Genomic DNA, 21,132 nt, shown 5'->3' with positions numbered 1-21,132 from the left:
CCTATTCGCTTCTCCCTCGTTTTTCACCAGGCTTTTGCCCTTTTGGAATGCGTTTTTTATCCCTTCCTGCAAGGTAGGTTGGTCGAGCATTCAAAGCCCAGCGCGGCGAACGGAACAGAACATCCTTTAAATTTCCGGGAATCTGGGGAGCAACCGGGGCTAGAAAAGGGACTCCAAACGAACGAAGATTGACCAGATGAATAAGGAGCGCGATTAATCCGAAGCCAATTCCGTAAAAACCTAACGTGCCCGCCAAGATTAATAGCGGGAACCGCAAAATTCGAAAAGCCAGCCCCAAATTATAACGGGGAATAGAAAACGAGGCTATACCTGTAAACGCAACGACAATGACCATGGGCGCCGAAACGATGCCGGCACGCACTGCCGATTCCCCAATTACCAATGCCCCAACCATACTGACCGTCGAACCGATCGGTTTGGGCAAACGGATGCCGGCTTCCCTAAGCGCCTCGAACATGACTTCCATCAACAATGCTTCTACAACGGCCGGAAAAGGAACGCCTTCTCGAGCGGCAGAGATACTAAGCAGTAAACTCGCTGGAATTAACTGCGGATGGAATGTGGTGGCTGCAACATATAGTGAAGGGAGCAGGAACGAAATACCCAGCAACATGAATCGCAGCCACCGAATCGCTGTTGTATAGATGAAATGCTCATAGTAATCTTCCGCAGCTTGGACGACCGACCAAAACGTTAGAGGGACTATAAGCGCAAACGGCGTGCCGTCCACTATAATAGCGATTTTGCCTTCCAACAGGCTTGAGAGCACTACATCTGGTCGTTCCGAATTTTGTACCAGCGGGAACGGAGAAAAGGGGTTGTCTTCGATAAATTCTTCAATAAATCCCGAATCCAATATAGCATCTATCTGAATACGGCCAACTCTCTTTCGAACTTCCTCCAGGATCGAATCTTGAGCGATACCTTCAATATATACAATGGCCACATCCGTCTGAGACAATGTTCCAATCGTTAGAGATTCGATTTTCAATCTGGCACTTTGCAATCTTCGCCTTAATAAGCTCGTATTCGTTCGTAACGATTCGGTAAACCCTTCCCGGGGACCGCGTATGACGGATTCGACTGTCGGTTCTGTAATTTGCCGTTTTTCATAACCTTTGAGGTCGGCGAGTAAAGCCTGATTCTCTCCCTCCACAAAAATCGCGACTTGACCTTTTAAAACATCCTGCACCGTTTCTAGTACACTGCTTGCCAGCTTTGTTTGCCGGGTTGCGATAGCTTGATCACGGATAAGTTTTTCAAAAGACTCCAGGCTACTCGATCTTTCCGGCATTCCTTTGAGGACTAGGGGCATAAGTAAGGTTTGTTCTAGGCTTTGCGTATCTACCATTCCATCGACATAGATCAGTAACGCTTTCTTTTGTTCATGAATTTGAATAGGGCGGTATACAACATCGGAACAGTTTCGAAACAGTTCTTTCATAGCTCGTTCATTTAGATTCAAATCCGTAAAAAATTGTTGGCTTGGATGTTCATGATTCTCTTGCAGCAAAACTTCCCGCCGAGCCTGTTTTCTTAGAGATTTTTTGGAGAATCGTTTAAAGAATTGAGTCACGGATAAGCCTCCAGAGTATGGGTTTTCTACAAGTATTCATTTCCCTATTTATGGGTATTTATGCAAGTGACCAAAAGGAGAAGCTTCTCTTGGAATTCTTGAGAAAAACCTAACGGCGAAGATTGCCATTAGATCCTTACCGTGAAAAATTGAAATAATGTCGAGTAGGAAACCTTAGAAAATCCAGTAATCCATTTGTAAGCATAAAAAAATGATCTTGACAATAGGGTGGGGGGCTATACTATAATGAAGACGAATTCGGGGAAATATGGCATTCAGTCCCCTCGTTTTAGACGGCCGTCACGAGGTGATCGACTGGGAGGCGTTCTTCGGATAATTCTGTTAGGTGGAGGATTTAAATATGTCTAAGCAATCACAGGCTTTATCGCAACCTGATCCTAAGCGTTGGAAAGCATTGGCCTTGCTTTGCCTTGCCAATTTTATAGTCATTATGGATACCTCGATTATTGGGGTAGCATTACCGGCCATTAAAGAAGCACTTGGATATTCGCAGGAAAACTTGCAGTGGGTATTTAACGCATATGTCATTTTCTTTGGCGGCTTGCTGCTGCTGGGTGGCCGATTATCCGATCTATTCGGTCAACGAAACATCTTCATGTGGGGTTTCTCCATCCTATCCTTAGCCTCCTTGCTTGCAGGTTTGGCATGGAATGACGAAGCGCTTAATGTTGGCCGCGCATTGCAAGGCTTTGGCTCGGCGCTAATTGCACCGTCGGCCTTGACGATTGTCATGATGTTGTTCAGCGGAAACCCGAAGGAACTGGGCAAGGCTCTCGGCTTCTGGGGTGCTTCAGCAGCGGCAGGAGGATCTGCCGGCGTGTTTCTTGGAGGAGTAATTACCGAATGGCTGAGTTGGACGTGGACGTTTCTAATCAATGTTCCAGTCGGTATTCTGGCCTTATTGATAGCTCCGTCCCTATTGTCGAAAGGGCAGCGCCGAAAAGGAAGCATTGATGTCGTGGGCTCCATCTTCGTCACAGCTGCTCTAATATTGGTTGTATACGGCATTGTAACTGCAGAACATAATGGATGGGGATCGCCGTCCACTCTATGGACCATCATTTCGGGAGCGGGTCTGTTCATTCTCTTTCTCATTCTTCAGGCTGTTAAAAAAGAACCTCTCGTGCCGCTCCGAATATTTAGAGCGCCAAATCTGGCTGCCGGAAATATCGCGCTCCTCATGCTTTCCGGAGGATGGATTCCACTTTGGTATTTTCTCAACCTTTACATGCAGCAGGTTTTGAAATTTTCCGCCTTTGCCGGTGGAGTTGCTTTGCTTCCGATGACGATGCTGATTGCGATTGTCATGATGTTCATTGCAGGCAAATTGATCGGAAAGTTTGGCATAAAAGCTAATTTAGTGATCGGTTTAATCGCTCTTGGTACGTCAATGATGTGGTTCTCGGGAAATACTCCTATAGACGGCACTTTCGTCGCGAACGTTCTCCCGGCATCGTTATTGGGGGCGTTGGGCATGTCTCTTGCTTATGTCCCTGCAACGATGGCAGCCATGTCAGGGGCGAAACCGGAAGAGGCGGGTCTGGCATCTGGCCTGGCCAATACCAGTTACCAGATCGGCTCGGCAATTAGCTTGGCCATTATGGTTGCGATCGCCGCTTCTACAACAGCTTCCCAAGGAGGAGTTGATTCAATAGCAGCTTTGAATGCCGGATTTCATCAAGTATTTTTTTGGTCCGGTGTAGTGGCCTTTGCAGGGGCTATTCTGGCATTATTCTTTATCCGTTCGCCCAAGCAAGGGAGGCAAACGGTCCGGCAGTAATGTGATTACGACAGATCTCCGGCCAAACGAATAGTTTGGCTGGAGATTTCCGCTGAATAATTTTCTCCAATCCCTAATGGGTATTTTGAATAGTGCATATTGAATAGGGTGTGGGGGTATAGTATAATAAAGATCGAGGAGGCGAATCATATGAACGTGGATACAGAAATGCATGAGCATGAAGGTGAAAATGATTTGAGTTGCTGCTCGATTAACGGAGATGGACGAAAAAGTCATCATTCGGATAAAGTGAAAAACAGCTTAATAAACCGATTGAATCGGATTGAGGGGCAAGTACGCGGCATAAAAGGGCTGATTGAAAAAGATACGTATTGTGACGATGTGTTGAACCAAATCTCGTCAGTACAATCTGCTTTGAATGGGGTCGGAAAGCTTTTATTAGAGTATCATCTGAAAAGCTGTGTTATCGAGCGGATCCAGGAAGGGGACTCTGAAGTGTTAACAGAGCTTATGGTCACCATGAACAAGTTAATAAAGTAAGTTGGGCAGCGTCTGCTGCTTTTTCTTTGAATTAGTATATAGGGAGAGGGGGTACAGTAAAAAATATTAACTTGATATAGGGTGGGAGGGTATACTAATTGTGAGGTGATGGGAATGAATAAGACGGAGTCGACGGCATCATTTCCTAAAAATCAAGAATCAAGTTACATGACTCCGAAGGAACGGCTTTCCATTCAGTTAAGATTGAATCGAATTGAAGGGCAGGTCCGGGGGATACGGAGGCAAGTGGAGCGAGATGAGTACTGTGATAAAATCTTAAATCAGCTTGAGGCTGTCCATTCTGCCTTGAATGCAGTTGGAGTTGTGCTCTTGTCGCATCACCTGAAAGCATACGCAGCAAACACCGGCCTAAAGAATAATGATACGATCGCGGATGAAATGCTACTAACATTAAACATTTTAGTGAAGAGAAGGGATGAGGGGAAATGAAAAACATAACACTGCAAGTTGAAGGTATGAGCTGCCAGCACTGTGTCAATTCCATTGAGGGAGCGCTTAAAGAAATCGGGGCGAAAGGAAAGGTCGATCTGAAGAACAACTTGGTGGATGTGTCGTTCGATGAAAATCAAATTTCGATCGAGCTGATTAAGGAAACCATCGTAGATCAGGGTTACGAAGTGGTGTAAGTCATTCAACGACAAGGGAGTGAAATTTTGTGGAAGCTACAGCCGCCCAGACAAAGCAATCAACATTGCAAATTACGGGTATGACTTGCGCAGCGTGCGCAAATCGAATTGAGAAGGGCCTTAATAAAATGGAGGGGGTTTCCTCAGCCAACGTCAATTTTGCTCTGGAAAAAGCAAACGTAACGTACGATCCAGCAAAATTGGATCGAAAGAATTTGGAAGAAACCATTAAAAAGCTTGGATATGGTACGGTAACGGAAGTTGCACAATTTAACCTCGAAGGCATGACGTGCGCTGCATGCGCCAACAAAATCGAAAAAGGACTAAGCAAGATGCCGGGCGTGACAAGCGCCACTGTAAACTTTGCGATGGAAACGGCTCGCGTCGAGTATTCATCAGGCGAAGTCTCGATCGAGGATATGCAAAGCAAAGTCAAAAAGCTTGGCTATAAAGCCTTGGTCAAGCAGGAAAATCAAAGCACAGGCGACCATCGCCTGAATGAAATACGTCGGCAGAAACAGAAATTACTCATTTCGGCGATTTTCTCCTTACCATTGTTATGGACAATGGTGGCTCATTTTTCGTTCACCTCATGGATGTACATGCCGGATTTCCTGATGAATCCTTGGGTTCAACTCATTTTGGCCACTCCGGTGCAATTTTATATTGGTGGACAATTTTATGTAGGCGCATATAAGGCGCTGCGCAATCGCAGTGCGAATATGGACGTTCTGATTGCACTTGGAACCTCGGCTGCTTATTTTTACAGCCTGTACTTGACTCTCGATTGGTTTGCGATGGGCGACAGCATGCATCATGGACCTTCCTTGTACTTCGAGACAAGTGCGGTTCTGATTACGCTGGTCATTATGGGGAAACTGTTTGAAGCAAACGCGAAAGGCCGGACCTCTGAAGCGATTAAATCGTTAATGGGGCTGCAGGCGAAAACGGCCCTGGTCATTCGTGATGGCCAAGAACTAACGATTCCGATTGATGAAGTTATTGCAGGAGATGTCGTTCTTGTCCGTCCGGGAGATAAAATACCGGTGGATGGAGAAGTGCTTGAGGGCGTGTCGTCGGTAGATGAATCGATGCTCACGGGTGAAAGTCTCCCGGTAGAGAAAAGAGCCGGCGATGCGGTTATCGGAGCCACGATCAACAAAAACGGCATGCTTAGGATTAAAGCAACGAAAGTCGGCAAAGAATCGGCGCTTGCACAAATTATTAAGGTCGTGGAAGAAGCGCAAGGCTCCAAAGCGCCGATTCAACGGGTAGCGGATATTATCTCCGGGATATTTGTTCCGATTGTCGTGGGTATAGCAGTAGTGGCTTTCCTAGTATGGTATTTTTTTGTCACCCCAGGCGATTTTGCAGGCGCTTTGGAAAAAGCAATCGCCATTCTCGTCATTGCTTGCCCCTGTGCGCTGGGACTGGCAACCCCGACATCGATCATGGCGGGGTCGGGACGCGCGGCGGAACTCGGTATTTTGTTCAAGGGAGGAGAGCATCTGGAGCAGACGCATAAGATCGATGCGATCATTCTCGACAAAACCGGCACAGTAACGAAAGGCAAGCCGGAATTGACAGATGTTTTAGCCGAAGGCAGCGAGGCGGAATTCCTCAGACTGATCGGGGCGGCGGAGAAAAATTCGGAGCACCCGCTTGCGGAAGCGATTGTGGCAGGTATTCAGGCAAGAAATATTGAGATGCCGAGAACAGAGTCTTTCGAAGCGATTCCGGGATTTGGAATCCAGGCGGTTGTCGAAGGGAAACAATTGCTAATCGGTACACGCCGGCTGATGGAAAAGTACGAAGTCGATGCGAAGGCGGCATACGGACCGATGTCTCGTTTGGAAGAAGCAGGCAAGACCGCCATGCTGGTTGCGATTGATAACCGGTATGCAGGTATGGTTGCGGTGGCGGATACGATTAAGGAAACGTCGAAGGCAGCAGTGAGCCGTCTGAAGGAGATGGGCATTCAAGTCATCATGATCACAGGCGACAATGAACGGACGGCGAAGGCGATCGCGGCCCAAGTCGGTATCGACCATGTACGTGCTGAAGTTCTGCCTGAAGGAAAAGCGGAAGAAGTGAAAAAATTGCAAGCGCAAGGCAAAAAAGTGGCGATGGTCGGAGATGGCATCAACGATGCACCAGCCCTCGCAACAGCAGACATTGGCATGGCAATCGGCACAGGGACAGACGTGGCGATGGAAGCGGCAGATGTCACCTTGATGCGCGGCGACTTATCAAGCATTCCTGATGCGATTTTCATGAGTCGTAAAACGATGACTAATATTAAGCAAAACCTGTTTTGGGCGCTTGGTTATAACACGTTAGGCATTCCGATTGCTGCGATCGGCTTGCTGGCGCCGTGGGTTGCTGGTGCAGCGATGGCACTGAGTTCGGTTTCCGTTGTCCTCAACGCACTCCGTTTACAGCGGGTGAAAGTGCGACACTAAAAATGATTTTGAAAAGAGGCGGAATTTTCTGATGAAGAGAAAAATGATACTTATTTTAACAGGTGTTTTAGCCTTCGGGGTATTGTCTGCTTGCGGGACCCCCAATGAAGACGCACATTCAAGTGGAGGTACCAATCAGAATCAAGAAAATTCAGCAGCTCCAAGTACAGGACATGGTGAGCATGGCGGACACGGTGCTAGTGAACAACCAGCAGACAACTACAAGCCATCTTTTTCATTCGCTTCAGGAACAGCAAAAGCAAACGAAAAATCAAAATTGGACATTCAAATCGCCGATTCCAAAGGCAATGTGGTCAATGATTATGAATTAAGTCATGAAAAATTGCTGCATCTCATCGTTGTTAACCATGACCTCTCTTACTTTAATCACATTCACCCTGAGTTTGATGGGAACGGAAATTTTTCTATTGATACATCGTTTCCCGGAGGCGGGGACTACAAACTCTTTGTGGATTTCGTTCCAAAGGGCGGCTCGAGCACTACACTCAGTGAATGGGTGAAGGTAGAAGGGGAAGAAAAAGCGCACGAAGCTATCAATGCAGACGAAAAGCTTGTGAAAGTTGTTGATGGCAAAGAAGTCGAGCTTACGTTAAGTAGCACCAAGGCACAAGACGAAGTCACGCTAACGTTTAATATTGCAGATGTGCAAACGAATAAAGGGATCAGCAACCTGGAGCAATATTTGGGCGCTGTTGGTCACGTCGTTGTTTTATCGGATGACGCGGAGAAATACCTCCATGTCCATCCGTTGGACGAAAAGTCGACTGGACCAAAGGCTGAGTTTATGACTTCCTTCCCAAAAAGCGGTACGTATAAAATCTGGGGACAATTTCAACATCAAGGAAAAGTGTTCACCGTACCTTTCGTAGTTGATATAAAGTGATTCGTTAAGTTTGAACAGAGGAGTAGATAGTAGTGGGTGAAAAAGTGAAAATTGCCATAAGTCCAGCGATACAACTTGGCGGCAGCTTATTCACGCCAAACCAACTTGTCCAAATCGGCACTATTGTAGGCACAGATGCGAAGGTGGAAATGACCACCTTCAAACAGCTGTATGCAGAAGTGCTGATCGAACGAAGGGAAGCCATCAAGGAAGAACTTGAGCGTAATGGTCTTGAAGTGAATCCTGCCGGATTTGTAACCAAGAGTTTGATTGCCTGCAATTTCTGTAAAGGTGCCGAAGAAGCGGGGCTTGAAACGGCCAAAGCCTTGAATCAAGCAATAGCTGGCATTAAAACACCTACACCGTTAAAGATCGGCTATGCCGGATGCGCATTAGGTACCAGTGAACCGCTCATTAAGGATATCGGCGTTATCAAAATGCGTGATAAGTTTAATATTTATGTTGGCGGTGAATCGAAGGGGCTTAAAACCTCCTTCGCCAAGTTGCTTCGCGAGGGAGTCACAGAAGAACAACTTATTCCCGCCATTACGGCCATCATTGATTATTATAAGGAACATGCTAAAGGTAAAGAAAAGTTCAAAAAATTTGTAGATCGGATCTCGTTAGAGCAGTTGCAACAAATTTCAGGATAAAGGAAGCCAAAGAAAGGAGGTGAAAACTAGTGAAGGAAGCAACCGTCCAAGTACAGGGCATGACTTGCCGTTCTTGCGTTCCGAAAATTGAAGGCGCGATCAGTGCAATCGGCGCTGAAGGTCGCGTTAATTTTGAGCAGGGCACGGTAGATATTCGGTTTGACGAAGCCAAAGTTCAAATTTTTGAGATTCAGGAAGCTATTCAAAAAAAAGGATATAATGCCGTTTTGGTATAATATATCGATAATACGATTTCATCGGCTTTGTGGAAAATTTAGCGCTTAAAAGAGGAAACCCGGTCGAGCTTTGACCGGGTTTGTTAAATCATACTGGAGAAAAACGCGAAGGAGCGTATAAGATGGCCCAATATACATGCGTGGACAAGGACACATGCATTGCATGCGGAGCATGTGGAGCGGCGGCACCCGATATTTTCGACTACGATGATGAAGGCTTGGCCCACGTCATATTCAAGGGAGACGACAATCGCGGGATATCGGCGATCGACGAAAGTTTGTGGGATGACTTGCAAGATGCGCTAGACGGATGCCCCACTGATTCGATCATGATTTCTGATAAGCCATTTTACTAAAAGAAGAAAAAAATACTTCGGGGGTACTAAAGAATGTACGAAAAAATGATCTCGAACTCGGACGTAGCCATTATTGGAGGCGGTCCTGCTGGCATGTTCGCCGCCTTCTACGGCGGCATGAGACAGATGTCGGTTACACTAATAGAAAGTATGCCGCAGCTCGGCGGCCAACTCGCAGCTTTGTATCCAGAGAAGAATATCTACGACGTAGCCGGTTTCCCTAAAGTGAAAGCCCAGGAGCTTGTCGATCATTTAAAGAAACAGATGGAGTTGTTCCGAACTGATGTCAGACTCGAGGAAAAGGTGCTGGCTGTGCGCAAGCTCGGTGAAAGGTCTTTTGAGATTGTTACGGATCGCGCCATTCACCAGGCGAAAGCCGTCATCATCACTGCTGGTGTCGGTGCCTTCGAGCCGCGCAGGTTGGAACTGCCGGGAGCGATGCGTTTCGAGAATTCGAATCTTCATTACTTCGTCAGCGATCTGGAGCGATTCCACGGCAAGAAAGTGCTCATTAGCGGCGGCGGTGATTCCGCATTGGATTGGTCGCTGATGCTTGAGCCGATCGCAGAGCGGGTGACGCTCGTTCATCGCCGTGATAAATTCCGGGCCCATGAGCATAGCGTCGAGTTGCTTATGCAGTCAAAAGTCAATGTTGTCGTGCCTGCCGAAATCACGGCGCTGCATGGAGATGAAAGCATCGAGCGGGTTGTGCTGACCGACGTGAAGACCCAAACGAAGACACTGGTCGATGTTGATGAAGTCATCATCAATTTCGGTTTCGTTAGTTCACTGGGACCGATCCGAGATTGGGGACTTGTCGTCGAAGGCGGTTCGCTCGTTGTCAATACGAAAATGGAGACGAACATACCCGGCATCTTCGCTGCCGGAGATATCTCGACTTATCCAGGCAAGCTGAAGCTGATTGCCGTTGGCTTCGGAGAAGCGCCGACTGCCATTAACAATGCCAAAGTTTACATTGATCCGGAAGCCAAACTTTCACCTGGGCATAGCAGCAATATGAAAATGTAAGCAGGAACGGTATCTTCCTTCGAATAGGCCGGTTCGAAAGAAAAGTTTATGAAAAGGAAAATACAGCAAGTCATTTTAAAGCATCATTTACATTTGCAACTGGAAAATAATCGATAAGTGAGGAGTGTATCGAACATGGAAGTACCCGTAAAAATCTATACAATCCCAACCTGCAGTGACTGTAATTTCGCCAAACGCTACTTCAAAGAGAATGAAATCCCTTATACGGATTTAAACTGCGAAGAAGATCCTAAATATCCAGAAGAAGTCTGGAACCTGACCGGAAAACAAGTTGTGCCGACGATTGTGATTGGCGATAAAGTGTTCGTCGGCTTTGCGGAAAATCTCAATGAAATAAGCGGTTTGTTGAAAAATGCATAAGTTGACTGTCCAGTGAATACACGCCAGTAACCAGTTCCCCGCAATGTCTTATTTACGATACGTCTGGTTCCCCTTTACATAGGGGGAGGGGGGATGTTAATGTTTAATAAGAAGGAGCTGATTCCAATGAGTAATACCAACCATGAGACCGCCTCATGCGACCATACATCCTCCACAGAGCGGAAGAGTCATCATTCCGAAAAAACAAAAAAAAATTTGATTCAAAGATTGAATCGTATCGAAGGGCAAGTGCGCGGGGTGAAGGGAATGATCGAACGAGATACGTATTGTGATGATGTGCTACATCAAATCTCTTCGATCCATGCATCTCTTAATGGGCTGGGAAAACAACTGCTGGAACATCATTTAAGAAGTTGTGTTATTGAACGGATAGAAGAAGGCGATCGTGAAGTTTTGGATGAATTGTTGACCACTGTAAATAAGCTAATTAAATAACAGAAAGGGGAGACATCATCGATTGTCTCTCCTTATTTGTTTCTAGCTTTAACTGAAAATCGGAATGGTTCATTCAACAAGGCATTGCGATCCGTTATTGTGTTGGGCGAATGCATGAATCGCTGCACGTTTACCAACGATTAAAAGGCAACAGTGCTTAAATCAATGGTATTTTTATTCGAACATAGAGAATTGTGTGTAGGTTATTGTATTATGGATAATAGAGACTGCCTCAATAGGTAGTTATTAATATAGAACAAGGTGGAGTACATGTCCTGGAGTAAATTGAAACAAAATTTGGAGAGTTTTCTTTGTCCTGCTTTAATTGGAAGGGTTGAATACCGTGCAACCAGCTACCGTTATTTACCTGATAAAGCGGGAAATTGTTATATTACAGTAGATAAAAAGAACGTACTAAATATGAGTGATGTAACTAACTTAATCAGATGGTATCAGACGGAACTGGAGATTAAAAGTGATCCAGATATCCAAATTCCTATCAATAATGAAGAAATTGAAGCCGTTAGAAAAGAAACCAAAGGGATGGTTCCGGAGGATCGTCTAAAAGTAATTGCAAGAAGTAGAAAAATATCAGAATATGCAAAGGAGCTTTTGTCGGCACAGACATCATTAAGTAAATCGAATTTTATCGTTGCAGCCAATAAGTTTTTATCCATTTCTATTGAGGAAAGCATAGAGAGCAATGATATCTTATTGAATATTCTAGCTTTGGTGGACAGAAGAGTTGGAAAAAAACGAATTTTAAATATGTCCGAGAAGATGAAGTTAAAGCATCCGGTTGTGCAGTATTTTTATGAGCTACGGCGTAGTACGTTTTGAAAATAAATAACTTTTTCGCCTTCATCATACTTTCCTAAACTAACGTTCATAATAGAATGTGCAATTATGGCTGGTATATTTGTATTCTTTTGATATAGCATTCGTGGAAGAGGGGGATTATATGTCTGAACAAACAAAGACGGAAAGGGTTCATCGTGTATTTGAAAAGATATCGACTCAATACGACTCGATGAACTCTATCATCACTTTTAAGAGACATATCGCATGGCGTCGAGATGTCATGAAACAAATGAATGTTAAAGAAGGAAGTAAAGCTCTTGATGTATGCACAGGAACTGGGGATTGGGCGATTGCTTTAGCAGATGCTGTTGGAAAGCGCGGAGAAGTAATTGGATTAGATTTTAGCGAAAACATGCTCAAGATTGCACAAGATAAGCAAGAGCAACGAGCTTTAAAGCAACTTACATTTATCCAAGGTAATGCCATGGAACTCCCTTTTGAAGATCATTTATTTGATTATGTATCCATTGGTTTCGGTTTAAGAAATGTACCAGAATATTTAACTGTGTTAAGGGAAATGCATCGCGTAACAAAACCAGGCGGAAAAGTAGTTTGTTTAGAAACATCCCAACCAACATTAATTGGGTATAGACAACTTTCCCTTTTTTATATGCGTTTTATTATGCCCTTGCTTGGAAAGTTTTTTGCCAAAAGTTACGATGAATATTCGTGGTTACAAGAATCAGCTCGTGATTTCCCTAATAAAAAAGAACTTAAACAAATGTTTTTAGAAGCGGGATTTTCCAAAGTAGATGTAAAAAGCTATAGTGGCGGCGTCGCAGCCATGCATATGGCTATAAAATAGATAGTGAGAGGATTTGAGCTTGAATTGAAAGAAAATTTTTGGTGTGATTTGCCACGACCATTTTTTGTGCTTGCACCAATGGAAGATGTGACGGATGTTGTTTTTCGCCATGTGGTAAGTCAAGCAGGCAGACCTGATGTTTTTTTTACCGAGTTTACAAATACAGAGAGTTATTGTCACCCAGATGGACATAAAAGTGTGCGTGGACGTTTGATGTTTACAGAAGATGAACAGCCGATGGTTGCACATATTTGGGGGGACAAGCCTGAATATTTTCGTCAAATGAGTATCGGGATGGCGAAGATGGGGTTTAAAGGCATAGATATCAATATGGGTTGCCCTGTTCCAAATGTTGCATCAAGGGGGAAGGGAAGCGGCCTTATTCTTCGCCCTGATGTTGCAGCAGACATTATCCAAGCAGCAAAAGTCGGAGGACTGCCAGTAAGTGTGAAAACAAGACTTGGATACAAGGATGTAGACGAGTGGCAGGAGTGGCTCACGCATATATTAAAACAGAATATTGCGAACCTTTCCATACATTTACGTACAAGGCAGGAAATGAGTCAAGTGGATGCGCATTGGGAGTTGATTCCAGAAATCAAAAAGTTACGAGATGATGTAGCACCAAATACTCTTCTAACCATTAACGGAGACATTCCCGACCGTGAAACAGGGCTAAAGCTTGCGGAGCAATACGGAATAGATGGCGTGATGATTGGTCGTGGAATATTTAATAATCCGTTTGCTTTTGAAAAAGAAGCAAAGGAGCATAGTCCGGAAGAATACCTGGATCTTCTTAAATTGCATCTTGATCTTCATGATCAATATATCGAAGAGCTGCCGCGTGCAATGTCAGGGCTTCAGCGCTTCTTCAAAGTATATGTCAAAGGCTTTCGCGGGGCTAGCGAATTAAGACATCAGATGATGAGTACAAAGTCAACAGATGAAGTACGTGCACTGCTTGATAGCTTTGAAAAGAATGTTAGCAGCGAAAAAAGCTAAAGGAACTCAGGAAGCTGCCGATTAATTGTGGGCAACTATTGCTTGTTGCCCACAATTAATCGACAGTTTCCACAGTTCCGTTATAGTTTTAAGTCGCAGTTGCTAAGTAACGGTACAGCGCCTCAATCCCCTCCTCAATTTGCATATGACTTAAATGCCCGTAGCCTACAAGAAGCTTATCGATATGATCGTTTTGAATGGGGCAATATTGCGATACCGAAGCTAATCGGATGCCTGCTTCCCTGCAATCCTGTACAAACTGCTCCCCGAATGCCCTCCCCGGAAACTGGAGCGCCACATGTAAGCCGGAGGCATCCCCCCAAGGCCGGACTGAGCTTCCGAAAAGGTGCTGGGCAGCACGCAGCAATATCCTTCTTTTTTCACCATAGACTCGCCGCATTCGCTGGACATGTTTATCCATTTTTCGCTGCTTTAGAAATTCAGCAAGCACGGCTTGCTCCAGAATGGGATTTTGCACATCCATATACATCCTGTGATGCTTCCAACTCGCTTGCAGCGGCTTGGGCACAATCGCAAATCCTAACCGTAGAGCAGGAAATAACGTCTTGCTGAACGTACCTACATAAATGACGCGAGACGAATCCATGGCATAAATCGGACTGATCGGAGCGGCGGAATAGCGGAATTCACTGTCGTAATCATCCTCAATCACATAAAAATCTTGCTCGATTGCGAGACGGATCAATGCAGCGCGGCGCCCGGCAGGAAGAATGCCGCCTAACGGAAATTGATGGGAAGGAGTGACATAGACTGCCGAAAGCTTGTGGTCATGAAGCAAGGAAATATCCGCGCCCTGACTGTCCACCGGCATCCAGTGCAGAGGGGAGCCCTTGCCTTCTATGACGGTGCGGATTGCTTGATGTGACGGGTTTTCCAGGGCAAAGGCATGTCCATCCCTATTAAGAATATCTACAAGCAGACGAAGAGCCTGTGTAGCGCCTGATGTAATAAAGATATCCTCCGGATCGACTTCCATACTTCTGCTGCGCAGCAGCCAATGGGCGATTTCCTCGCATAAAGGCTCATATCCTCTCGGGCTGCCGTAGGCTAATTGTTGAACAGGGAAATGAGTTGTGGCCCGGTGAATCATTTGACTCCAAAGCTGCCAGGGGAAAAGGGTTAAATCCGGCTTCCCTGTTTTAAAGTCCCAGCGGATCGGCGTCCGTTCTGGTTTTTGTTTCTGTATCAGAACGGTTTTATTTGGCGTAATATGCAGCCCTTCCGCGACGCGCGACGGCGCTCCCTGACGGCTGACAATAAAGCCTTCCGTCCATAACATATCATACGCCTCACAAATCGTATTTCGGGAAACGCCCAAACCTTTTGCTAGCTCGCGTGTAGAAGGAAGAGCTTCGCCTTGCGCGATCTGACCTGTCGAAATACGTTGCTTTAGTGTTAAAAATATTTGGCGTGACAAGCTGATCTCATCTTTATAACGCAACTCTATTCCCCACATGTGAATGCTCCTTCCAACTGGCTCCCTAAAATAATGGTTATACTGGCACTATGAACAATCCAGTTCGTACAACATAATTATACTTGGCAGTCTGCTTTAATCAAATATCTTGGCAAAGGTTGGAGATGAACAAGATCAAGGGAAAAATTTATTTGCTGCTTGCCTTTTCACTGGCAGGCACTTCGGTTATTACAGGCTATATCCTTTCCGAGACGCTGGGCAGCTTTACGGTGACCTTTGTTAGTTTGGGAATCATGCTTCTATGTTTAGCGCCATTCTATGGGGCCGAAACAGTGAAAACGATTCGCCTGCTCAAGAACGGCGATTGGAAAATGCTTATTCTGCAAGCCATCTTTGGCATCTTCTTGTTTCGCATTTTCCTGCTGTCGGGCGTTAGCCTGACAAGTACGGTTGAAGCTGGAATTTTAACCGGAACCGCACCTGCAATTACAGCTGTGCTGGCTTACTTGGTCCTGAGGGAAATGCCTTCCGGCTGGACTGCGGCGGGTATTGCCTGTACGGTCATGGGTATTGTTCTGTTAGCGGGAGTAAACATATATTCCGCTGCCTTTTCGGCAGAGCATTTAGGAGGGAATGTGCTCATCCTTTGCGCTATGGCCAGTGAATCTACCTTTAATATCATTTCGAGAAGGCACAGGGCAAAGCAGCTATATGAGACAGGCATACCCATTCATCCGATGGTGCAGACGCTGATCGTATCTGCAGTCGCTTTTGTGTTGTCGATCATTCCGGCTTTGATGGAACAACCTTTTGCAGCATTGCAGATGATTGGGCTTAATGAATGGCTGGCATTAATATGGTATGGCCTGATTGTAACCGCGCTGGCTTTTGTGTTTTTCTATGCCGGCGTCAAACACTGTGATGCTTATACGACCGCCGCCTTTTCCGGGATGATTCCTTTGACCTCGATGCTCTTATCCCTATTATTATTGCGAGAAGCAATTAGCTATGCGCAATGGGCCGGGGGATTCCTGATTATTTCCAGTATGCTGATGATCGGAAATCGGCAGCGGCAACCGCATCGGCAGGCAACTGGTCAATAAACGATAAACATGTAGGAGGATATGATGTTTTCAATTGATAAAAGCATTACAACTACCTATCCTGGGACAAAAATGGGGATCTTGATCATGCGGGAAGTATCCTATTCTGGCTCATATGAAGAACAGGAATTGGTGCAAGTCGTTGATAGATTACGCCAAAAGTATTCGCATCTGGACAGAAAAGAATTGAAAGAGATCCACCCTGTCCAGGCGTACGTTGCTTATTACAAGAAATTCGGTTACAGCTATCATCTTCTGGCACAACTGGAATCCGTACTAAAAGGGAAAAAAGACTTGCATTCCGAGTCAGGACTGTTACAAGCGATGTTTATTTCGGAACTTGACAGTATGCTGCTTACTGCCGGTTATGACCTAGACCAATTGCAATTTCCGCTGCTGCTAAAATCTGCAACTGGCATGGAGGCTTATCGATCTATTTCTGGTAAAAAAGCTACCGCAGATCAGGGAGATATGGCACTATGTGACCAAACGGGTGCAATATCCAGCATTTTACGAGGACCAGACTATGGAAGTCGTATTACCGAATCCACTACAAAGGTTCTTTTTTCGATTTATGCGCCGCCGGGTATCGATTCGGATTATATTGAGAAGAATTTAAAGAATTTAGAGAACAGCATTCACAGCTTATCGCCTTCTTCAAAAACAGAGCTACTACAGGTATTTGACTGATCTCTGTACGTATTCCGAATGTTCAAGAGGAAGGAGGTCACGACAAATAGTGAATGATGCGAGTCAAGTGAAGACGAGGCTGTTGGTCAAGGTCAGCACGATGTATTACATGGACGGGATGAATCAACAGGAAATATCGAATCGTATCGGCATTTCTCGCCCGCAGATCAGCAGAATGCTTGCAACCGCCAAGTCGGAAGGCATCGTGCAAATCAGTATCCGCAATCCGTACTCGGAGGAGCAGGCATATGAGAGGGCCATCGCGGAGACGTTCGGCATCCACAATGTCATCGTCGTACATATTCCGAACGCTGACCAACAGATGATTGAACTGCATGTCGCTCGCACCGCATCGGCACTGCTCGAAAGTGTGATCAAGGATCGCGACGTTGTCGGTATCACGGCTGGACGAACGATCGCGTCTGTCGCCAATGAGCTGCATTGCACCGGCAGGAAAGATGTCAAGTTCGTACCGATGATCGGCGGATTTGGCTCGGACGGCGGAGCTTGGCATGCCAATTCGAACGCGCGTGTGTTCGCGGAACGCTTTAATTCCCGCCATCTGCTGCTGAATGCGCCAGCTGTTGTCACGTCAGCTCAGGTCAGAGATTTTTTTCTGAACGAAATGGGAATTTTCGACGTGCTGGAAGCTGCCAAGAAGGTATCGATAGCGCTAATCGGGATCAGTCAGGTTACGGAACAGGCGATGATCGTCCGTTCCGGATATTTCAGTGACGAAGAGTTGAAGGGGGTGCAAATGAAGGGTGCGGTCTGCAATATTTCTACGTCATTCCTAGATGAAAACGGGAAAAGAGTGCATGACGATAGGGAAGCACGGATGATTGGGCTTACGATAGACGATATTAAGGCTATTCCGAACGTGATTGCCATCGCCGCTGGTGACGACAAAGTCGAAGCGATTTCCGCCGCCCTCAGGAGTAAGTGCCTGGATGTGCTCGTTACAGATATGGACACAGCCAAACGACTGCTCGATTGGCAACACAACCATCCTGCCCGGTCATCTGGGGAGGTGTCGACAACCGCCATGGCATAGCAATAATAAAAATTCGCAGGTATGACATGCTTCTGGGAGCTGTCGCATCAACGAATGGAATATTGAACAGGGCTTTCCCTTCCAATAAGTTCACCAACCGATGTCATTTACTATCATTAACTATAAAGATGGTATAATGCAATTTGATGTTACTATATGTTTCACTCTTTGCATTAAATAAACGTACATTTATGGAGGGGATTTTATCATGGTACATGATCGCTATCAAAAGGGTATTGAAACGATAAAGGAGTTTACTATACCGACGGAAGAAAAGCCAACGGGTCATATGGATATCGGAGAGGCTTTTGAAGATATTGCTCCTGATTTAAAGAAAATTATTGTTGAATTCGCGTTTGGGGATATTTATGCACGTCCTGGATTAGATAAAAAGCAAAAAGTGATTGCAACCATTTCCGCCCTTGTTGCTCAAGGAACACCGCAAATTGAAATGCATGTAAGAACCGGATTAGCAGTTGGTTTAACCTCTGAGGAAATTGTCGGTTGTATTGTACATCTCATCCCGTATACTGGATTCCCAAGAGTGTTGAATGCATTGAAAGCCGCCCAGAGAGTGTTTGACGAGCAGGGAATAAAAGTAGATACAAGTGCATTATAAGGTTTAGGGGCATACTAATTAAGTAGTTATTTGCAGGGTACTTTAAAGTTCAATATTTTTCCATTCAATATCACGCACCCCACACATGTGGAGTGCCTAATATTGATGGTTCGTAACAAACAGATGAGATGTGACAGTAATGCTAAAATCCCTTGGCTCTGTGATGAAGAAAAAGAGGTTGTCCGTGAGGATCAGCCTCTTTTCGTATTTTTTGTAACAAAACCAAAAAGAGGGAAAAACCTATATACATCGAATAAGTACTGAATTGTAATAATGATTAAGGTCAGGGGGAGATTAGAAATGGAGTTAACCCATACTCGCTTGCTCGTGGATTGCTTTAAGGAATGTTTTATTTTTTACCGGGATGTGATGGGATTTGAACCCATTTGGGGAACAGAAGAGGGCAGATATGCCGATTTCAATACAGGTAATACCACACTCGCTCTTTATGATAGAAAATCCATGGCTGATGCGATTGACTGTTCTTATTCTGTAAACGATCATTTTAATGATCGGGCAGTAATTGTCTTTCAGGTGAATGATGTAGACAAGGCATTTCTTGAACTGAAGGAAAAAGTCATCTTTATGTCGGAGCCGATTTCTAGACAATATGGGATAAGAAGCGTTAATTTCAGAGATCCCGCAGGAAACTTAATCGAGTTGTATCACGAAATTCCAATAGAATAAAAGGTGTTGCAGACAATGGAAGTATTAAATTATAGGGAATTTGTAGAATTGGTTTAGAACTATAAGATTCTACCCAATACTTACATTGAACAAAAACGGTTGAAGAAAGATATAATGATGGTCATATTTCCAGAACGGCTTTTCATCTCTATAAAGTTTTGATGGAGTATGGAAACATTGATTCACGGAATTTACGAAAAGAAGCAGGGTTAAATGTAAAAGAGGAATCCCGATTGTAGTCCGTGTAATTCATCAATTTGAATTTGCAATTTCTGATATTTATTACATCCACTTTTTGCATAAGGAAGTACTTTAAGACCTTCGGAAGTCAGACGTACGCCAGAGCACCCTCGCTACCCCGCATATGTGGAGTGCTGGTTGCCCACTAGGGAGTAGTTTTTGTTAATGATGTACCTTATCATCCATATTTGCTTGTATAACGTCCACCCAATTTGTGTTATGCATCATCTCGGAAGATTCCCCATGAAATGCCTTCATGGCTTCCTGATCATCAAGCAGCTGATATCTCATCCATGCCGTCAAGTAACCCCTATGATTGCCGCCATTACCTTCAATCGCTGTATGGGCTGCGCCTTTTGCCATCCCCATCATAACAGGCGTGCTTGCGTTCGTACTATGCAAGGCTAATTGATTTGTTGATACCGGTGAGATTAAAAAATCTCGTGTACCGCCCATAATGAGGAAAGGAACGGTAATACGTGCAGTATCGTACACATCTTCCGGATCACAATGCTTCAAATCCGGGAGAGCGATGGATACAACCGTTTTAATCAACGATCCGCTTGTATAGTTGGTATGCGCATTAATGACCCCGGTAGACCCTTGAGAATGTCCAGCTGCACCAACATGCTCCATTTGTATTTTTTGGTAAAACAAGCTGTTTGCCAGTTGGTTTTCATTTCTTAAATAATCAATAGCCTCCACAATTTCCTTGCCTGTTCCTGTTGTCTTGCTATAGGAATCTATTACAATAAACCCCCAGCTAGCAAGATGGGTTAAGAGCTCATCATAACGATCCGGCGTGGCGCCTGTTCCATTCCCCCAAGAAATAATAGGGTATGCTTCGTCACCTTGAAATGCCGGGTAGTATATTCTAAATAAAGCCTCTCCGATGGTACTCTTAACTTCTTCTACCTTTACCTGATAGCTTCCTTGCTGTGCATATCGCTGCTCAATGCTTCCTTCTGCAAGCTCTGGTACATTAGAATGAATGATTATTTGCATGAAAATTGTAATTGGGAGGGCGATGATAAGAATTAAAACAGATAACCATAAAACCCACTTTCTTTTTTTCAAAACCAGCATACACATGACCTCTCCGAAATAGTCTATAGGATTCTCTATCATTTATCTGTAAAATATGAAACTAAAGGGATATACGTGAAAGATGTAGTTATGTTTCATCAAAAAGAAAAGAGGGTTGAAAATGAAGGTCAAACGAATCGTTGCCAATATAAATACGAAGGATATCGCGGAAGCCGAACGCTTCTACCATGACGTGCTTGGTCTTGAATTGTTAATGGATCATGGATGGATTAAAACTTATGGTTCGAATGAGAAGATGAGCATTCAAATTAGTATTGCTTCACAAGGGGGATCTGATACGATTACCCCTGATCTATCGATTGAAGTTGATGATGTCGATGCTGCGTTTGAACGAATGAAGAATGCCGGATTTTCAATCGAATATGGGCTTGTGGATGAGCCTTGGGGCGTCCGGCGATTTTTTGTCCGCGACCCTTTTGGTAAGCTTGTCAATATTCTAGCACATAAACATTGAAGAGCGTATATGGACGGTTTTGTTGGTGGTTATGAGAGTAGTCCTTCAT

At 44.8% G+C, this 21,132-nt stretch carries 25 protein-coding genes; 22 read left to right on the top strand and 3 right to left on the bottom strand.

What is annotated here, in order from left to right:
• Nucleotide 1 precedes the first annotated feature (1 nt).
• Entirely contained in the window at nt 2-1,597 is a 1,596-nt protein-coding gene (locus ACRRU2_RS19200; protein WP_432504161.1) for a spore germination protein, read from the bottom strand.
• Nucleotides 1,598-1,958: 361 nt separating this feature from the next.
• Between ACRRU2_RS19200 and ACRRU2_RS19195 the strand changes: the two genes are divergently transcribed.
• The 15 genes from ACRRU2_RS19195 (at nt 1,959) to ACRRU2_RS19125 (ending at nt 13,691) form a co-directional block, all read left to right on the top strand.
• Nucleotides 1,959-3,398 carry an MFS transporter gene (locus tag ACRRU2_RS19195; protein WP_432504158.1) on the top strand — a complete coding sequence of 480 codons (1,440 nt, stop codon included), beginning with the start codon at nt 1,959-1,961 and terminating at the stop codon, nt 3,396-3,398.
• A gap of 168 nt (nt 3,399-3,566) precedes the next feature.
• On the top strand, nt 3,567-3,899 hold the full coding sequence (locus ACRRU2_RS19190; RefSeq protein ID WP_331699156.1) for a metal-sensitive transcriptional regulator: 333 nt from the start codon (nt 3,567-3,569) through the stop codon (nt 3,897-3,899).
• A gap of 114 nt (nt 3,900-4,013) precedes the next feature.
• A complete protein-coding gene (locus ACRRU2_RS19185; protein ID WP_432504156.1) occupies nt 4,014-4,349 on the top strand; it encodes a metal-sensing transcriptional repressor in 336 nt (111 codons plus the stop codon).
• Nucleotides 4,346-4,546, top strand: a complete 201-nt coding sequence (locus ACRRU2_RS19180) for a copper ion binding protein (RefSeq protein ID WP_331699061.1) — start codon at nt 4,346-4,348, stop codon at nt 4,544-4,546. Before ACRRU2_RS19185 ends, ACRRU2_RS19180 begins: the two co-directional genes overlap by 4 nt.
• Before the next feature lie 29 nt (nt 4,547-4,575).
• Nucleotides 4,576-7,008, top strand: coding sequence for a heavy metal translocating P-type ATPase (locus ACRRU2_RS19175; protein ID WP_432504154.1), 2,433 nt, complete (start codon nt 4,576-4,578; stop codon nt 7,006-7,008).
• Nucleotides 7,009-7,039: 31 nt separating this feature from the next.
• On the top strand, nt 7,040-7,912 hold the full coding sequence (locus ACRRU2_RS19170) for a hypothetical protein (protein WP_432504152.1): 873 nt from the start codon (nt 7,040-7,042) through the stop codon (nt 7,910-7,912).
• A 32-nt stretch (nt 7,913-7,944) separates the two neighbouring features.
• Complete coding sequence (locus ACRRU2_RS19165; protein WP_331699058.1) at nt 7,945-8,565, top strand: nitrite reductase; 621 nt, start codon at nt 7,945-7,947, stop codon at nt 8,563-8,565.
• A gap of 29 nt (nt 8,566-8,594) precedes the next feature.
• Entirely contained in the window at nt 8,595-8,801 is a 207-nt protein-coding gene (locus tag ACRRU2_RS19160; RefSeq protein WP_331699057.1) for a heavy-metal-associated domain-containing protein, read from the top strand.
• A 122-nt stretch (nt 8,802-8,923) separates the two neighbouring features.
• Complete coding sequence (locus ACRRU2_RS19155; RefSeq protein WP_331699056.1) at nt 8,924-9,157, top strand: ferredoxin; 234 nt, start codon at nt 8,924-8,926, stop codon at nt 9,155-9,157.
• Nucleotides 9,158-9,190: 33 nt separating this feature from the next.
• The gene (locus ACRRU2_RS19150; protein WP_432504149.1) at nt 9,191-10,186 is read left to right on the top strand and encodes an NAD(P)/FAD-dependent oxidoreductase; all 996 of its coding nucleotides are present in this window, start codon (nt 9,191-9,193) and stop codon (nt 10,184-10,186) included.
• Nucleotides 10,187-10,321: 135 nt separating this feature from the next.
• Entirely contained in the window at nt 10,322-10,567 is a 246-nt protein-coding gene (locus ACRRU2_RS19145; protein ID WP_331699054.1) for a glutaredoxin family protein, read from the top strand.
• 126 nt (nt 10,568-10,693) lie between these two features.
• On the top strand, nt 10,694-11,023 hold the full coding sequence (locus tag ACRRU2_RS19140; protein ID WP_331699155.1) for a metal-sensitive transcriptional regulator: 330 nt from the start codon (nt 10,694-10,696) through the stop codon (nt 11,021-11,023).
• A 270-nt stretch (nt 11,024-11,293) separates the two neighbouring features.
• Entirely contained in the window at nt 11,294-11,863 is a 570-nt protein-coding gene (locus ACRRU2_RS19135) for an SF0329 family protein (RefSeq protein ID WP_432504146.1), read from the top strand.
• A 121-nt stretch (nt 11,864-11,984) separates the two neighbouring features.
• A complete protein-coding gene (locus ACRRU2_RS19130; protein ID WP_432504144.1) occupies nt 11,985-12,689 on the top strand; it encodes a demethylmenaquinone methyltransferase in 705 nt (234 codons plus the stop codon).
• A gap of 24 nt (nt 12,690-12,713) precedes the next feature.
• Entirely contained in the window at nt 12,714-13,691 is a 978-nt protein-coding gene (locus ACRRU2_RS19125; protein ID WP_432504141.1) for a tRNA dihydrouridine synthase, read from the top strand.
• Between the two features lie 88 nt (nt 13,692-13,779).
• Here ACRRU2_RS19125 and ACRRU2_RS19120 read toward each other — a convergent pair whose 3' ends face one another.
• On the bottom strand, nt 13,780-15,168 hold the full coding sequence (locus ACRRU2_RS19120) for a PLP-dependent aminotransferase family protein (RefSeq protein ID WP_432504139.1): 1,389 nt from the start codon (nt 15,166-15,168) through the stop codon (nt 13,780-13,782).
• 125 nt (nt 15,169-15,293) lie between these two features.
• Between ACRRU2_RS19120 and ACRRU2_RS19115 the strand changes: the two genes are divergently transcribed.
• From ACRRU2_RS19115 to ACRRU2_RS19090, 6 genes are all read left to right on the top strand, one after another.
• Nucleotides 15,294-16,232 carry a DMT family transporter gene (locus tag ACRRU2_RS19115; protein ID WP_432504137.1) on the top strand — a complete coding sequence of 313 codons (939 nt, stop codon included), beginning with the start codon at nt 15,294-15,296 and terminating at the stop codon, nt 16,230-16,232.
• Nucleotides 16,233-16,253: 21 nt separating this feature from the next.
• A complete protein-coding gene (locus tag ACRRU2_RS19110) occupies nt 16,254-16,922 on the top strand; it encodes a hypothetical protein (RefSeq protein ID WP_432504134.1) in 669 nt (222 codons plus the stop codon).
• Between the two features lie 49 nt (nt 16,923-16,971).
• Nucleotides 16,972-17,976: a sugar-binding transcriptional regulator gene (locus ACRRU2_RS19105; protein WP_432504131.1), complete on the top strand. Its 1,005-nt coding sequence runs from the start codon at nt 16,972-16,974 to the stop codon at nt 17,974-17,976.
• Between the two features lie 208 nt (nt 17,977-18,184).
• Entirely contained in the window at nt 18,185-18,595 is a 411-nt protein-coding gene (locus ACRRU2_RS19100; RefSeq protein WP_331699047.1) for a carboxymuconolactone decarboxylase family protein, read from the top strand.
• A gap of 300 nt (nt 18,596-18,895) precedes the next feature.
• Nucleotides 18,896-19,282: a VOC family protein gene (locus ACRRU2_RS19095; RefSeq protein WP_331699046.1), complete on the top strand. Its 387-nt coding sequence runs from the start codon at nt 18,896-18,898 to the stop codon at nt 19,280-19,282.
• 125 nt (nt 19,283-19,407) lie between these two features.
• Nucleotides 19,408-19,521: a hypothetical protein gene (locus ACRRU2_RS19090; protein ID WP_432504173.1), complete on the top strand. Its 114-nt coding sequence runs from the start codon at nt 19,408-19,410 to the stop codon at nt 19,519-19,521.
• A gap of 163 nt (nt 19,522-19,684) precedes the next feature.
• Here the strand turns inward: ACRRU2_RS19090 and ACRRU2_RS19085 are convergent, their stop codons facing one another.
• On the bottom strand, nt 19,685-20,608 hold the full coding sequence (locus ACRRU2_RS19085) for an alpha/beta hydrolase (protein ID WP_331699045.1): 924 nt from the start codon (nt 20,606-20,608) through the stop codon (nt 19,685-19,687).
• 121 nt (nt 20,609-20,729) lie between these two features.
• Here ACRRU2_RS19085 and ACRRU2_RS19080 point away from each other — a divergent pair, with 121 nt between their 5' ends.
• Complete coding sequence (locus tag ACRRU2_RS19080) at nt 20,730-21,083, top strand: VOC family protein (protein ID WP_331699044.1); 354 nt, start codon at nt 20,730-20,732, stop codon at nt 21,081-21,083.
• Nucleotides 21,084-21,132: the final 49 nt, after the last annotated feature.

The organism is Paenibacillus sp. GXUN7292, assembly GCF_050864975.1.
Classification (GTDB): domain Bacteria; phylum Bacillota; class Bacilli; order Paenibacillales; family Paenibacillaceae; genus Pristimantibacillus.
Note: the sequence above shows the minus strand (reverse complement) of the source record. Positions and strands in the feature narration are given on the sequence as shown.

Coding starts and splice junctions, on each gene's coding strand:
- ACRRU2_RS19195 (WP_432504158.1), top strand. CDS start 1,959: ATGTCTAAGCAATCACAGGCTTTATCGCAACCTGATCCTAAGCGTTGG.
- ACRRU2_RS19190 (WP_331699156.1), top strand. CDS start 3,567: ATGCATGAGCATGAAGGTGAAAATGATTTGAGTTGCTGCTCGATTAAC.
- ACRRU2_RS19185 (WP_432504156.1), top strand. CDS start 4,014: ATGAATAAGACGGAGTCGACGGCATCATTTCCTAAAAATCAAGAATCA.
- ACRRU2_RS19180 (WP_331699061.1), top strand. CDS start 4,346: ATGAAAAACATAACACTGCAAGTTGAAGGTATGAGCTGCCAGCACTGT.
- ACRRU2_RS19170 (WP_432504152.1), top strand. CDS start 7,040: ATGAAGAGAAAAATGATACTTATTTTAACAGGTGTTTTAGCCTTCGGG.
- ACRRU2_RS19155 (WP_331699056.1), top strand. CDS start 8,924: ATGGCCCAATATACATGCGTGGACAAGGACACATGCATTGCATGCGGA.
- ACRRU2_RS19150 (WP_432504149.1), top strand. CDS start 9,191: ATGTACGAAAAAATGATCTCGAACTCGGACGTAGCCATTATTGGAGGC.
- ACRRU2_RS19145 (WP_331699054.1), top strand. CDS start 10,322: ATGGAAGTACCCGTAAAAATCTATACAATCCCAACCTGCAGTGACTGT.
- ACRRU2_RS19140 (WP_331699155.1), top strand. CDS start 10,694: ATGAGTAATACCAACCATGAGACCGCCTCATGCGACCATACATCCTCC.
- ACRRU2_RS19135 (WP_432504146.1), top strand. CDS start 11,294: ATGTCCTGGAGTAAATTGAAACAAAATTTGGAGAGTTTTCTTTGTCCT.
- ACRRU2_RS19130 (WP_432504144.1), top strand. CDS start 11,985: ATGTCTGAACAAACAAAGACGGAAAGGGTTCATCGTGTATTTGAAAAG.
- ACRRU2_RS19120 (WP_432504139.1), bottom strand. CDS start 15,168: ATGTGGGGAATAGAGTTGCGTTATAAAGATGAGATCAGCTTGTCACGC.
- ACRRU2_RS19115 (WP_432504137.1), top strand. CDS start 15,294: ATGAACAAGATCAAGGGAAAAATTTATTTGCTGCTTGCCTTTTCACTG.
- ACRRU2_RS19110 (WP_432504134.1), top strand. CDS start 16,254: ATGATGTTTTCAATTGATAAAAGCATTACAACTACCTATCCTGGGACA.
- ACRRU2_RS19100 (WP_331699047.1), top strand. CDS start 18,185: ATGGTACATGATCGCTATCAAAAGGGTATTGAAACGATAAAGGAGTTT.
- ACRRU2_RS19095 (WP_331699046.1), top strand. CDS start 18,896: ATGGAGTTAACCCATACTCGCTTGCTCGTGGATTGCTTTAAGGAATGT.
- ACRRU2_RS19085 (WP_331699045.1), bottom strand. CDS start 20,608: ATGCTGGTTTTGAAAAAAAGAAAGTGGGTTTTATGGTTATCTGTTTTA.
- ACRRU2_RS19080 (WP_331699044.1), top strand. CDS start 20,730: ATGAAGGTCAAACGAATCGTTGCCAATATAAATACGAAGGATATCGCG.